Origin of the sequence: Escherichia sp. HH091_1A, from assembly GCF_030295175.1 — a bacterium.
Taxonomy (GTDB): Bacteria; Pseudomonadota; Gammaproteobacteria; order Enterobacterales; family Enterobacteriaceae; genus Escherichia; species Escherichia coli_F.
The window spans coordinates 710865-724426 of the sequence record NZ_AP025747.1 but is presented as its reverse complement, the minus strand read 5'-3'; the positions used below and the strand labels follow the sequence as shown (position 1 = coordinate 724426).

Sequence of the window (13562 nt, the reverse complement as noted above, 5' to 3'; positions counted from 1 at the left end):
TCTCTCCTTCAGGCTGATGCGCGTGACGCCAGCCACTGACGTAATTGTTTTTTATCGACTTTCCCGACCGCCGTCAGCGGAAGTGAATCTACACACTCCACGCGATCCGGTAATTTAAATTCGGCAATACCCTGTTCACGCAGGAAACGACGCACCTGTACCGCACGCAGTGGTTCTTTTACCACCAGATAAGCACAGCTTTTTTCGCCCATCAGCTCATCTTCCATACTCACCAGGGCGGCGTAGATCACCGCCGGATGGCGCAGCAACAGGTTTTCGATCTCTTCGGCAGCGATCTTCTCGCCGCCACGGTTGATCTGATCTTTCTCGCGCCCCTGCACGGTGATGTACCCCTCTGGATCAATAGAGATCAGATCGCCGGAACAGTAAAAACCGTTGGCATCAAAGGCGCTGGCATTGTGCTGTGGACTTTTGTAATAGCCGCGGAAGGTGTACGGCCCGCGCGTCATCAGGCGTCCAACTTCCCCTTGCGGCAGTGGATTTCCGTCAGCATCGGCAACCCACACTTCATCATCCGGACACATTGGATAGCCCTGGGTATGGATAATTTTTTCCGCGCTATCATCAAGACGGGTGTAGTTCACCAGCCCTTCCGCCATGCCGAATACCTGCTGTAACTGGCAGCCAATCTCTGCGGGAATACGCGCCGCAAGCGTGGCAGAAAGACGTGCGCCACCGACCTGTAACAGTTTCAGCGAGGCAAGCTGCGCCCGGCTTTCGCCTTCAGCCAGTGCCTGCAACCACAGGCTGACTGCTGGCGGCACCAGCGCGGTGACGTTCACCTGATGTTTTTCAATCAATGGGAAACAAAGCGTGGCGCTGGGGTCGGCAGCCAGAACGACAGTGCCGCCAGCGAGAAATACCCCCAACGATCCCGGCGAACTCATGGCGTAGTTATGAGCCGCCGGGATCGCGCACAGGTAGCGCGTCTGTTGCGTGAACTGACAAATCTCGACGCTACGACGCACGCTGTAGTAGTAATCGTTATGAGTGCGCGGGATCAGTTTCGGTGTGCCGGTGGTGCCGCCGGAAAGCTGGAAATAGGCCACTTCATCAGCAGGAGATGGCGTGGCAGTAAAATCCTCAGCCGGATGGTTAATCGCATCCTGCAAGTTATGCTCACCGCTGTCGTTCAGCAGTTGCACCACGCGAATGGAAGAATGCTCTGCAACAAATGTGTTGAGGAAATCATCCCCGCTAAATAGCGCATGTTGGCGATCGGCAATCAGTAACACCGGTTTAATCTGGCTGGCGTATGCGTTCATTTCACTACGCTGATGACTGAACAGCGCCAGCACCGGTGCAACGCCCAGTTTTAACAGCGCAAAAAAGGTAATATACAATTCAGCGACGTTACCCAGTTGTACCAGTGCGGTTTCACCGGGTTTAATGCCCTGACGACGCAAGCTACAGGCGAGATTATCCGCCGCCTGATTCAGTTCCCGGTAACTCAACTGACGCTCGCCGTCGATGACCGCGATGCTGTCGCTTGCGGCATGACGGGTCAGAATGTCGGTCAGCGGCAAATCCTGCCAGTAGCCTTTTTCCCGATAGCGACGGGCAAACTCTTCCGGCCAGCGGGTGAATGGAATGCTCATCCTCGCTCCTTAATGCAATCCAAAAACGTTCAACATGGTAGAAAGTTTGACGCCCGTTTCGCGCCATTCACCCAACGGTGAGGACGCAGGCACAATCCCCGCTCCGGCAAACAGACGCACCTGATTTTCCCGCAGCTTCGCGCAGCGGATGGTCACCACCCACTCGCCGTTACCTTCGCTGTCACACCAACCGACAATGCCGCCAAACAGTTCGCGGTCGAACGGTTCCAGCTCAGCAATCACCTGGGTCGCGGCCTGATGCGGGAAACCGCTCAGCGCGGGGGTCGGATGCAGCAGACAGGCCAGAGTCAATGCGTTTTCTTGCGAATTCGCTTTGCCTTCAAAGGGTGTTGCGAGATGCCACAGCGTCGGCGTGGTGATCAATTGTGGGGAGGATGGAACGTGTAACTCACTACTGCGTTCGCGCAGTACCTCTTTCATCGCCTGAGTGACAAGTTCATGTTCATGGCGATCTTTTTCTGACGCCAGCAGACGATTACCCGCTTCGCGATCAAGCACGTCATCCGGCTGACGACGCGCGGAACCGGCTAACGGAATCGAGCTAAAACGCTCGCCGTCTTTACGCAGCAGCAGTTCCGGGCTGGCTCCCAGCAGGACGCCACCATCAGCTAACGGCACATGGAAGTTGTAACTAACCGGGTTTTGCGCAATCAACCGTTCCAGCAATACGCCACTATCAATGGCGGCGTCAGTGGTGATATCAATCAACCGTGACAACACCACTTTGTCGACTTGCGGCGTGGCGGTAAGTGCGGCGGCGCGGGCAACCATCTGTTCAAACGTAGTTTGTTCCGGAATTGCCTGACGTTCCACCACGTTCAGCGACTGGCTGCGGGTGAAACGGCGGGCTGAAGTCTGTTTTTCCTGCCGGGAGAACGACTGCCAGGATTCGGGAATATACAGCGACGAAGGCTGACGTGGATCGAAGGGAATCGCCCCAACCATCACCGGATTTTTAATGCCCTGCGCTTTGGCATCGGTAAACAGCGCGGCGAGTTTTTGCTGGAAGGGACTGTCGGGCGAATCCCCGTTCACAGCCGGTTCATCGAAGCGGGCGAAACATCCTGACGTCGTAAAACTGCGGTACGGCGACATAAAGAAAAAGCGATTGGGCGCAAGTGTTGCCATGGTCTGCTGTACTTCCTCAGCCAGTGACGTATCCATATCATCCTCCACAAAATGATAAAGGCTTTAATAATGATTATCATTTATATTTTCGGTCGCTAACCTAAAAGCAAACGAGCACTATGTCAACTCTTGAGGTAACGCAATCTGCAAGTCGGGGTTGCATCTGCTTGTGGTTACAATGAAAATGAGAAGCATTAACTTCATTAATAACAGGAAGCTGATTTGTGAGACTCGCCCCGCTCTACCGCAACGCCCTTCTTTTAACCGGACTTTTGCTTTCAGGAATATCCGCAGTTCAGGCTGCCGACTGGCCGCGTCAGATTACTGACAGTCGTGGTACTCATACCCTGGAAAGCCAGCCGCAGCGTATTGTTTCCACCAGCGTCACCCTGACCGGCTCACTGCTGGCGATTGATGCACCAGTGATCGCCAGCGGCGCGACCACGCCGAATAACCGCGTAGCGGATGACCAGGGTTTTTTACGCCAGTGGAGCAAGGTAGCGAAAGAACGCAAACTGCAACGTCTCTATATCGGCGAACCGAACGCCGAAGCAGTAGCGGCACAAATGCCAGATCTGATTTTAATTAGCGCGACCGGCGGCGATTCAGCGCTGGCGCTATACGATCAGCTTTCCACTATCGCACCAACGTTAATCATCAATTACGACGATAAAAGCTGGCAGTCGCTGTTAACGCAACTTGGCGAAATTACCGGGCATGAGAAACAAGCGGCAGAGCGGATTGCACAGTTTGATAAGCAACTGACGGCGGCGAAAGAGCAAATCAAATTACCGCCGCAGCCGGTCACTGCCATTGTCTATACCGCCGCCGCGCACAGTGCCAATCTCTGGACAGCTGAATCAGCACAAGGGCAGATGCTGGAACAACTCGGCTTTACGCTGGCCAGGTTACCCGCAGGCTTAAACGCCAGCCAAAGCCAGGGCAAACGCCATGACATCATTCAGCTTGGTGGGGAAAATCTGGCGGCAGGGTTAAATGGCGAGTCGCTATTCCTGTTCGCCGGTGATCAGAAAGACGCCGATGCGATTTATGCCAATCCACTGCTCGCGCACCTGCCTGCTGTACAAAACAAGCAGGTTTATGCGCTGGGAACCGAGACGTTCCGACTGGATTACTACAGCGCCATGCAAGTGCTGGATCGGCTTAAGGCGCTGTTCTAAGCATTAACTGTCAGACGCTGTCACCTGCGGCGGCGTCTGGCGAAAACGACGCAACTCTACCAGTACCAGCAACAACAACACGCCGATAATCAACAAACCAAAACCACTCGCGCTTGCGGAGGCCACCGGCGTCATCATCGCTCCCAGACCGCCCAACAGCGCTGCGCCTATAGCATCGCCCGTCACGTTTTGTGCCGTCCACAAACCGTTAATCCGCCCTAACATCGCTTCCGGGGTTTGCGTTTGCAGCATTGTGTATTGCAGCAACGAACTAACCGCGCTCAACCAGCCGAACAGCGCCAGACAAACCACGCCTAAAATCCACATCGGCATCAGGCCAAACAAACCAATGGCGAGGAACGATCCCAGCGTGGAGAGCAGCATCAATAACCCTGGTCGCGCGCTATGTGCCAGCTTCCCGCTGGTTAACGCGCCAATAGCTGCACCGAGCGGGATCGCCGCATAGAGAAAACCAATCTGTGCCGCCGACATCTGCCAGTTGTCAGCCAGCGCCGGATACAGTACCCGTACCGCGCTCGCCATCGTCAATAATCCCCCCAGCAACGCAATCCCTCCCACCAGCGGGCTGGCGAGCAGAAAACGAAATCCTGCCAGTAATGATTTCAACGGATGCTCACGCGGTTGCGGTGGCGGAGGTAGCGCCGGAAGGCTTAACAATGGCAGCAAGGTAATAAACGTGCCCGCCGCCGCCAGCCCGTAGTTCCAGGCCACACCGCCAGTCGCCAGCAATAAACCGCCAATCATAGGCGAAATCACCGACCCCAGACGCACGGTCAACATGGTGATAGCCCCGGCCTGCATTAAGTTTTCACGCCCTACCAGTGCAGGTGTCGCCGCCAGTAGCGCCGTAACGCCAAGCGATGCGAAAAAACCATCCCATAATCCGAGTAAATAGATTGCCAGCAAAGACGGCTCCGGCAGTAACGCGTTCAGGCACAGACCAATGAAGCCAATGCCACAGGTGCCACGCGCCAGCAAAATCACTTTTTTGCGCTCATAGCGATCCGCCAGCACACCGCCGACCATCAAGCCGACAAACATCGCCCCGCCGGTCAGCGTCACCGAAAGCCCCACCTGCCAGGTACAATGCGTCATCATCTGGATCTGCACCGGCACCGCGACGCCGAGCAAACCCAGAGAAACAATAGAGATAAAACGAGCGAGGAATACTGCGCGAAACGCCGGGTGCGTTTTCAACAGGCTGAGGTTAAGCAGCCAGGATTGTTTATTCATTACAATGCCTTGCCATCAAATATTTTAAATACCTATTCTTAGGCTGCACATGCTAACATATCCAAATAAGATCGATAACGATAATTAATTTCATTATCATGGAAGTTCGTATGTCTGGTTCTGTTGCCGTGACACGCGCCATTGCCGTGCCCGGATTGCTGTTATTACTGATTATCGCGACGGCATTAAGCCTGCTCATTGGAGCAAAATCACTCCCCGCTTCCGTAGTGCTGGAGGCCCTCTCCGGCACCTGCCAGAGCGCCGACTGCACCATCGTGCTCGACGCGCGACTGCCGCGTACCCTTGCCGGTTTACTGGCAGGAGGCGCGCTTGGCCTTGCCGGGGCGTTAATGCAAACCCTCACCCGAAACCCACTTGCCGACCCCGGCTTGCTTGGCGTGAACGCCGGAGCCAGCTTTGCCATTGTGCTGGGCGCGGCGCTGTTTGGTTACTCATCCGCGCAGGAACAACTGGCGATGGCCTTCGCCGGTGCGCTGGTGGCCTCGTTGATTGTTGCCTTTACTGGCAGCCAGGGCGGTGGGCAGTTAAGTCCGGTGCGTTTAACTCTGGCGGGCGTGGCGCTGGCGGCAGTGCTGGAAGGGCTGACCAGCGGAATCGCCCTGCTTAATCCCGACGTCTACGATCAACTGCGTTTCTGGCAAGCCGGTTCGCTGGATATTCGTAATTTACACACCTTAAAAGTGGTGCTGATCCCTGTGGTGATCGCCGGAGCAACTGCGCTATTACTGAGCCGCGCACTGAACAGTTTAAGCCTCGGCAGTGACACCGCGACGGCGCTGGGCAGTCGCGTAGCACGCACGCAGTTGATTGGCCTACTGGCGATTACCGTGCTTTGTGGTAGTGCGACGGCGGTAGTTGGCCCGATTGCTTTTATTGGCCTGATGATGCCGCACATGGCACGTTGGTTGGTTGGAGCCGATCATCGCTGGTCGCTGCCCGTCACGCTGCTCGCCACACCTGCCCTGCTGCTGTTTGCCGATATTATCGGGCGGGTGATTGTTCCCGGCGAACTGCGCGTTTCTGTAGTCAGTGCCTTTATTGGCGCACCAGTGCTGATCTTCCTTGTACGACGTAAAACGCGAGGTGGCGCATGATTTACGTCTCTCGTCGATTAATTATCACCTGTCTGCTGTTGCTAATAGCTTGTGTGATGGCAAGCGTGTGGGGATTACGCAGCGGTGCCGTCACGCTGGAAACCTCTCAGGTATTTGCCGCGCTGATGGGTGACGCACCGCGCAGTATGACAATGGTGGTCACCGAATGGCGTTTACCGCGGGTACTAATGGCACTGTTGATTGGTGCGGCACTGGGCGTCAGCGGCGCGATTTTTCAGTCGTTGATGCGTAACCCACTCGGCAGCCCTGACGTAATGGGCTTTAACACCGGAGCGTGGAGCGGCGTGCTGGTGGCGATGGTGCTGTTTGGTCAGGACCTGACGGCTATCGCGCTGGCAGCAATGGCGGGCGGCATTATCACTTCGCTGCTGGTCTGGCTGCTTGCCTGGCGTAACGGTATCGACACCTTTCGGTTGATTATTATCGGCATCGGCGTTCGCGCCATGCTGGTGGCCTTTAATACCTGGCTGTTGCTGAAAGCGTCTTTAGAAACGGCGTTAACAGCGGGTTTGTGGAATGCAGGATCGCTCAATGGCCTGACGTGGGCAAAAACCTCGCCTTCCGCGCCCATCATCATATTGATGCTAATTGCCGCCGCCTTGCTGGTAAGGCGGATGCGCTTGTTGGAGATGGGCGATGACACCGCGTGTGCGTTAGGCGTCAGCGTCGAACGTTCGCGGCTATTAATGATGCTTGTGGCAGTAGTGCTTACCGCTGCGGCAACGGCGCTTGCCGGGCCGATTTCCTTTATTGCTTTAGTCGCACCACACATTGCCCGCCGTATCAGCGGCACCGCTCGCTGGGGTCTAACCCAGGCAGCGCTGTGCGGTGCGCTGTTACTGCTGGCAGCCGATCTCTGTGCTCAACAACTGTTTATGCCGTATCAACTTCCGGTTGGCGTCGTTACCGTCAGCCTCGGCGGTATTTACCTTATCGTCTTGTTAATTCAGGAGTCTCGCAAAAAATGACCGAATCAGTAGCCCGTTTGCGCGGCGAACAGTTAACCCTCGGATATGGCAAATATACCGTTGCGGAAAATCTGACTGTAGAAATTCCTGATGGTCACTTCACGGCAATTATCGGGCCAAATGGCTGCGGTAAATCCACGTTACTGCGTACCTTAAGCCGCCTGATGACGCCTGCTCACGGGCATGTCTGGCTGGATGGCGAGCACATTCAACATTACGCCAGTAAAGAGGTCGCACGCCGGATTGGTTTACTGGCGCAAAACGCCACCACGCCGGGAGATATCACCGTGCAGGAGTTAGTAGCGCGCGGGCGTTACCCGCATCAACCGCTGTTTACCCGCTGGCGTAAAGAAGATGAAGAAGCGGTAACGAAAGCGATGCAGGCCACAGGAATAACTCATCTGGCAAATCAAAGCGTTGATACCCTCTCCGGTGGGCAACGCCAGCGAGCATGGATAGCAATGGTGCTGGCCCAGGAAACGGCAATTATGCTACTCGACGAACCCACCACCTGGCTGGATATCAGTCATCAGATTGATTTGCTGGAATTGTTAAGCGAACTGAACCGCGAGAAAGGCTATACCCTGGCGGCGGTACTGCACGATCTTAATCAGGCCTGTCGGTACGCTAGCCATTTGATTGCATTACGTGAAGGGAAAATTGTCGCTCAAGGAGCACCAAAAGAGATAGTCACTGCTGAACTGATTGAGCATATTTATGGTTTGCGTTGCATGATCATTGACGATCCGGTAGCCGGAACTCCGCTTGTGGTGCCGCTCGGACGAACGGCACCTTCAACCGCGAAGATTTAAACTAAGTGGTCTGCCATCATGGCATCCTGTTTTCTGGATGCCATGGCATGGCGCAACAGCACGCTACCACAAGCCACCATACCGCCGATCAACGCAGAAAGGATCACGATAATCGCCTTACCCGGACCATCTTTTTTTACCGGTAATGACGGACGCAACTGATATTTAAACGGCGTAAAATTCACATCGTTGACATTTGTTTTTGTTAATTGCTCGACTAGATACTGACGATTACGTAATTCACCATTCAGCTCCGCAACGTCAGTGACCGCTTTTTCAATTTCCAGTTTACGTTCAATACCGTCTGCGCCGAGAGAAATAGAAAAGTCGGGGTCATCTTTAACTGCCTGACCATTGCTATAAACGGGCTTTTTAATTCCTGCCGCGTTGGCAATGTCGAGTGAATAATTGAGGCGCTGAATGTTTGCATCAAGTTGGTTTTTCGTTTTAATGCGATCCTGAGCCAGTTTTTCTTTTTCAAACTGGGTTTTGATTTCCAGTTTATTACGGACGTTTTCTAGCGACTCTTTCACCACCAACGCAGAGATATAATCGATATACCCGCTCAAAACGGTCTGCGCCTCTTCACTGGTTGGCGCGGTGAAACTTAGCGTCCAGGAGGCATACAGTGACGGTTCATCTTTTTTCTTACTGGCATTGTCATCAACCGCTTTCATTTTTTCGCTCAATGCGACGATAGCGCGATGCAAATCCAGTTCGTCGATTTTCGCCTCTTTTAATTGGTCCATCACATAAGGTGATGAGCGCAGGTACTCTTCCAGTAAGCTAACCGACTGAAACTTCTTGATAAACAGGTTAAATGCTTCTGTACGATCAATTTTGATATCCAGATCCAGCACACGAAGCTTAGTGAATGTTTTCTCAAGCGCCTGCCACTGAACAGGTTCTGGAGGCGTGACAACCGCCGCGCTGGTCCATTTTTGCGGCAGGATGAAAGAGATCAGTAAACCTGCGCAGGCAAACGCAAAAACGACCGCCATGACCGTTTTTTTGGCCCGCCATAAAACTTCAATTAGATTAAGTAAATCAATTTCATTATTACTGGGCGACGCCAGAGGATACTCGGGAAAATGAGCGTCACTTCCCTGTTTAATATTCAGTGATGACATGGGGTATAACCTGAAAATGAGTCCAATAGGGGGAAATCTCCACGGCGCTCACTTTACCAGTTGGTGAGAATTATCCGAAGCTGAAGTTTGTAAATTCCTTCCACTGAATACAACATTCACTCTATTTAAGAGAAATATCCACCAAACTTATAAATTAAATAAATGATAAACCCATAATCATTTCCTGTAATTATGGGTTTATGGATAATATTAATTTACCTGTTTAGCGTAGCGCGAATAATCGGCCCAATTTTTTCAAACGCCCCTGGAGAGATAATATCCACATGCGCACAATCCTGACGATAGATATCCAGCTCCGCAATCCACGGCGACCAGGCGCGTTCGGGACTCATACCTTCCTGAAGCGTGCGTTCAGCAACAAACAGCGTCGCTTTACCGTCAAACGGTACGCTATGAGCAGTTGTCAGCAGGCGCACAGCATCAGCGTAGTTGCCTTCAATGGTGGTAAACAACTCCGTTGAAGTACTTCCCTGCTGTGCCGCCAGGAAGGCCTCGCGCTCGCGGTTAATCTCCGCCAGCACTTCCGGGTCCAGACCATTAGCCTCTTTTTCCTGCCAGTTTTGCGTTTCTGGCGGCCAGGTATCCAGCAAGCCAAGAAATGCCACCTGTTCGCCACGGGCACGCAGCCGTGCCGCAATCCCCTGCGCCAGCGTACCGCCCAGCGAATACCCCAGCAGGTAATAAGGGCCGTGCGGTTGTTGTTCAAGTAACGTTGCCAGATGCGCTTCGCAGACTTCATCCAGGTTTGCCGCGGTCTGCATGGGGCCATGAGGGCGCGGAGACTGGATGCCAATAATCGACCATTGAGGATCGAGATAACGCGAGAGCACGCTAAACTGCCAGGCAAAACCAGATGCTGGATGGAAACAAAACAGCGTCGGGCCATTACCTTCACGCAACGGCAGGATGGTTTCAAATCCCATGCGCTGGGTGCTGTCTTCTTCACCATCAATAACCGTTGCCAGTTTGGCGACGGTTGACGCGACCATCACCTGCCCCGGCGTCACCTGACGGGCAAACTGTCGACTAAGTTGTGCTGCCAGTTTCATTGCCAGTAGCGAATGACCGCCAAGCGCGAAGAAATCAGCGTCAGCATCCTGCACGTCACAACCCAGCAACGACGAGAATGCCGCGGCGATAATCGTTTCACTGCCCACTTTCGGCGCACGCCCCGGCACTTGTGCCTTCAGTTCCGGCAACGGTAAGGCTTTGCGATCCAGCTTACCGTTGGCGCTAAGTGGTAACTGTGGCAGTTGCAGTAGAACCACGGGCACCATATGCGGAGGCAATTTTTCGCGAAGCTGCGCCTGCAATGCGCTGGTATCCAGCGGCAGGCCCGATTGCGATACAAAATAGCCCACCAGTTGACGCGCATCCCCCCCGGTGGCTGCCGCCTGATTAATCACACAAGCGTGGGTAACTGCTTGCTCGACATCCGGCAGCGCCTGCATCACACGATCGATTTCGCCCAGTTCAATCCGCTGACCACGAATTTTTAGCTGATCATCACTACGCCCGAGATACTCCACCGCGCCGTTATCCAGCCAGCGGGCAACATCTCCGGTACGGTACATCCGTTCACCTGGCGCGAAAGGATCGGCAATAAAGCGGCTGGCTGTCAGATCGGGTCGTCCAAGATACCCCTGCGCCAGTTGAATACCGGTCAGATAGAGATCGCCTGCCACACCCGGCGGCACCGGATGCATCATCGCATCGAGAATGCGCAGGCCCGTGTTCCACACCGGGTAGCCAATCGGCACACTGCTGCCGCGTACCGCTGCAAGTTCAGCACCAAAGGCTGGATACCAGCTCACATCCACCGCTGCTTCCGTCGGGCCATAAAGATTATGTAACGGCGCGCCGGTTAACTGCTGCCATTCGCGACATAAATCGGCTGGTAAGGCTTCTCCGCTACAGAAAACCTGTTTCAACGTCGCGCAACTCTGGCGAGCGGTTTCCGGCGTCAACGAAGCAACAAACGCCGCCAGCATCGACGGTACAAAATGCGTGGTCGTTACGCCATATTCAGCAAAGAATTGCTGCATAGCGAGCGGATCGCGGTGCGCTTCCGGTTCAGCCATCACCAGTTTCGCCCCGGCAATAAACGGCCAGAAAAACTCCCACACCGAGACATCAAAACTGCACGGCGTTTTTTGGGCAACAACATCTTCGCCTGTGAGCGGGTAGTGGTTTTGCATCCATAACAGGCGGTTAACGATAGCCGTCTGCCCGACCATCACCCCTTTCGGCCTGCCGGTGGAACCGGAGGTAAAGATGATATAAGCCGTGTGGTGCGGTTGTGAAAGTTGCAGCGGCGCACTGCCCTGCGGTGTAAGCGGGGCGTTATAGCAAAGACTGGTTAAATTGGGGATATCACTAAAGCGCGGCAGTTGATCATCGGTGGTGATTAACAGCGACGGACGCGCATCTTCCAGCATCATTTTCAGGCGATCGTCCGGATAGCCCGTATCCAGCGGTAGCCAGGCCGCACCTGCTTCAACTATCGCATGTAGCGCCATAGTCAAAAAGACCGAGCGCGGTAGTGCCACCGCTACGCTGTCGCCAGGTTTAACGCCGCGCTCACGCAGCAGATTCGCCAGCGCCACCACCTGCTCGCGCATTTCCCGATAACTGAACTGGTAACGCACATCTGCCAGTGCCGGAGCATCCGGCGTTTTTGCCGCCTGTTCTGCCACCAGCGCGCTCAGTGTGGTTTCTGGAATCTCAACCTGAGTGGCGTTGATCTGCGCCAGCTGTGCATACTCTTCTGGCAGCAGAATATCGACATCGCCGCACAACCGCGCCGGATCCGCGGCAAACTGCGCCGTCAGCATTTTCAGCCGTTCAGCATGCTTGATTAACGTTGGCTCATCGTAACGCTGTTTATTGGCGAGGATCTCAATACTCAAATCACCGTTTTCATCCGGGAAAAGGGCCAGTTCAAGGTCATTAACCGGACCGGTTGCCAGGGTATGGGTTTGCGCCTGTACCCCCGGAATATCTAACTGATAATCAAATACTTTAATATTGAGCACCGGACCGAACAGCGGTTCCTCTCCCGCCGCGCGCCCGCTGTCACGGACAATTTGTTCGGCATCGTAACGTTGATGACGACGCATTTTTTTCAGTTGTGCCGCTAGTCGGGCTGCCAGTTGCGGCAATGTTTCTTGTGCCTCAATGTGAATACCCAACGGCAACACGTTGAGCACGGGTCCGGTAGCCGTCAGCGCCGCTGAGCCCAGTCGACGCATAAAGATAAATCCGGCGGCATAGTCCATGTGGTTGCACAATCGCCCCAGCCACAAAGCCGCCAGCGCAAGGGCTATATCGGTACGCTGCACACCTGAAAGTTGCGTAGCCAACTGGCGGAATTCCCCGCCGTTAAATTCCAGTTTCAGACGCAAAATATCTGCCGAGGCGCTGCGCCCCGGTAAAGGGGCTGGAGAAAGTGACGCGGGCGGTGGTAGTTGACGACGTTGCTCCGCCCAGAATGCCGCATCACGCTGCCAGGCTTCGCTTTCGCGGTACTGCTGGTACTCTTCCACGACATCAGCGAAAGGCGTAAACGGCGAAGCCGGTGTTGGTTCGCCACGCATCCATGCACAGTAAATGTTGGCGATCTGGCGGGTAATGACCGGGAAACTGAAGCCATCGACCAGCAAATGGTGGTAACGCTGATACCAGTACCAGCGGTTATCTGCCACCTGTATCAGTTGATGAAAAACCAGAGGTTTACCGCTATCGACGCGCAGATCTTGTTGCAAATCCGCCTGCATTAATGCCTGCGCAGTACCGTGCGGATCAATGTTGGTTCGCAGGTCGATAATTTCTGGCAGTTCGAACGTCAGCGCATCATCGACCCATTGCCAGACTTCGCCGTTATCTTCCGTAAAACGCATCCGCAGCGTATCTGCTTGCGCTAATCCGGCAACCACCGCGCGAGCCAGTAATGGCGCATCAACATCTCCGGTTAACTCAACGTAATGCGCCACGCTCCAGGCGGAGGGTAAATCCGACAGTTTTTCTGCCATCCAGATGCCGGGCTGTGCGGCAACTAAAGGTAAATGCTGGCTCATTGCGCCTCCTGCTGCTGGATGAAATTCGCCGGTGTCAGAGTACGCCAGTGGGCGTCCTGCCACTGCTGGCAGGACGCCTGTGACTGCGGCTGACACACAACATCCCAGCCTGCCGGTAAGGCGCACTGTTGCGGCCACAGACTGAATTGCCCCTGCGCATTGCGTAAAATGTAAAACACGCCCTGCGGATCATCGAAGGGATTACTGAATGCCATA

10 protein-coding genes are annotated in these 13562 nt (G+C 54.4%); 4 read left to right on the top strand and 6 right to left on the bottom strand.

Annotated features, from left to right (window positions below; genetic code table 11):
- Positions 1–8 precede the first annotated feature (8 nt).
- Together entE and entC are read right to left on the bottom strand one after the other, a co-directional pair.
- Positions 9–1619, bottom strand: a complete 1611-nt coding sequence (gene entE / locus QUF14_RS03275) for a (2,3-dihydroxybenzoyl)adenylate synthase EntE (protein ID WP_000026822.1) — start codon at positions 1617–1619, stop codon at positions 9–11.
- A 9-nt stretch (positions 1620–1628) separates the two neighbouring features.
- Positions 1629–2804 carry an isochorismate synthase EntC gene (entC, locus tag QUF14_RS03270; protein WP_024212089.1) on the bottom strand — a complete coding sequence of 392 codons (1176 nt, stop codon included), beginning with the start codon at positions 2802–2804 and terminating at the stop codon, positions 1629–1631.
- Between the two features lie 188 nt (positions 2805–2992).
- On the opposite strand from entC, the gene fepB reads away from it, so the two are divergent.
- Positions 2993–3949: a Fe2+-enterobactin ABC transporter substrate-binding protein gene (gene fepB, locus QUF14_RS03265; RefSeq protein WP_001234337.1), complete on the top strand. Its 957-nt coding sequence runs from the start codon at positions 2993–2995 to the stop codon at positions 3947–3949.
- A 3-nt stretch (positions 3950–3952) separates the two neighbouring features.
- Here the strand turns inward: fepB and entS are convergent, their stop codons facing one another.
- On the bottom strand, positions 3953–5203 hold the full coding sequence (gene entS / locus QUF14_RS03260; RefSeq protein ID WP_100733575.1) for an enterobactin transporter EntS: 1251 nt from the start codon (positions 5201–5203) through the stop codon (positions 3953–3955).
- Positions 5204–5313: 110 nt separating this feature from the next.
- On the opposite strand from entS, the gene fepD reads away from it, so the two are divergent.
- The 3 genes from fepD to fepC are packed head-to-tail and all read left to right on the top strand — an operon-like array spanning position 5314 to position 8119.
- On the top strand, positions 5314–6318 hold the full coding sequence (gene fepD, locus QUF14_RS03255; RefSeq protein ID WP_024212090.1) for a Fe(3+)-siderophore ABC transporter permease: 1005 nt from the start codon (positions 5314–5316) through the stop codon (positions 6316–6318).
- Positions 6315–7307, top strand: coding sequence for an iron-enterobactin ABC transporter permease (fepG, locus tag QUF14_RS03250; RefSeq protein WP_000640941.1), 993 nt, complete (start codon positions 6315–6317; stop codon positions 7305–7307). Before fepD ends, fepG begins: the two co-directional genes overlap by 4 nt.
- Positions 7304–8119 carry an iron-enterobactin ABC transporter ATP-binding protein gene (gene fepC / locus QUF14_RS03245; protein WP_000140649.1) on the top strand — a complete coding sequence of 272 codons (816 nt, stop codon included), beginning with the start codon at positions 7304–7306 and terminating at the stop codon, positions 8117–8119. Before fepG ends, fepC begins: the two co-directional genes overlap by 4 nt.
- On the opposite strand, the gene wzz(fepE) is transcribed toward fepC, so the two are convergent.
- The 3 genes from wzz(fepE) to QUF14_RS03230 form a co-directional block, all read right to left on the bottom strand.
- Positions 8116–9249, bottom strand: a complete 1134-nt coding sequence (gene wzz(fepE) / locus QUF14_RS03240; RefSeq protein ID WP_000096729.1) for an LPS O-antigen length regulator Wzz(fepE) — start codon at positions 9247–9249, stop codon at positions 8116–8118. The two genes, fepC and wzz(fepE), sit on opposite strands and share 4 nt — an antisense overlap.
- 215 nt (positions 9250–9464) lie before the next feature.
- On the bottom strand, positions 9465–13346 hold the full coding sequence (gene entF, locus QUF14_RS03235) for an enterobactin non-ribosomal peptide synthetase EntF (protein WP_100733576.1): 3882 nt from the start codon (positions 13344–13346) through the stop codon (positions 9465–9467).
- A complete protein-coding gene (locus QUF14_RS03230) occupies positions 13343–13561 on the bottom strand; it encodes an MbtH family protein (protein ID WP_100733577.1) in 219 nt (72 codons plus the stop codon). Before QUF14_RS03230 ends, entF begins: the two co-directional genes overlap by 4 nt.
- Between the last annotated feature and the right edge of the window lies 1 nt (position 13562).

What these genes read in the sequence shown, in the direction of transcription:
- fepG (WP_000640941.1), top strand. Translation starts at nt 6,315, where the DNA reads ATGATTTACGTCTCTCGTCGATTAATTATCACCTGTCTGCTGTTGCTA.
- entC (WP_024212089.1), bottom strand. Translation starts at nt 2,804, where the DNA reads ATGGATACGTCACTGGCTGAGGAAGTACAGCAGACCATGGCAACACTT.
- fepD (WP_024212090.1), top strand. Translation starts at nt 5,314, where the DNA reads ATGTCTGGTTCTGTTGCCGTGACACGCGCCATTGCCGTGCCCGGATTG.
- entE (WP_000026822.1), bottom strand. Translation starts at nt 1,619, where the DNA reads ATGAGCATTCCATTCACCCGCTGGCCGGAAGAGTTTGCCCGTCGCTAT.
- entF (WP_100733576.1), bottom strand. Translation starts at nt 13,346, where the DNA reads ATGAGCCAGCATTTACCTTTAGTTGCCGCACAGCCCGGCATCTGGATG.
- entS (WP_100733575.1), bottom strand. Translation starts at nt 5,203, where the DNA reads ATGAATAAACAATCCTGGCTGCTTAACCTCAGCCTGTTGAAAACGCAC.
- fepC (WP_000140649.1), top strand. Translation starts at nt 7,304, where the DNA reads ATGACCGAATCAGTAGCCCGTTTGCGCGGCGAACAGTTAACCCTCGGA.
- QUF14_RS03230 (WP_100733577.1), bottom strand. Translation starts at nt 13,561, where the DNA reads ATGGCATTCAGTAATCCCTTCGATGATCCGCAGGGCGTGTTTTACATT.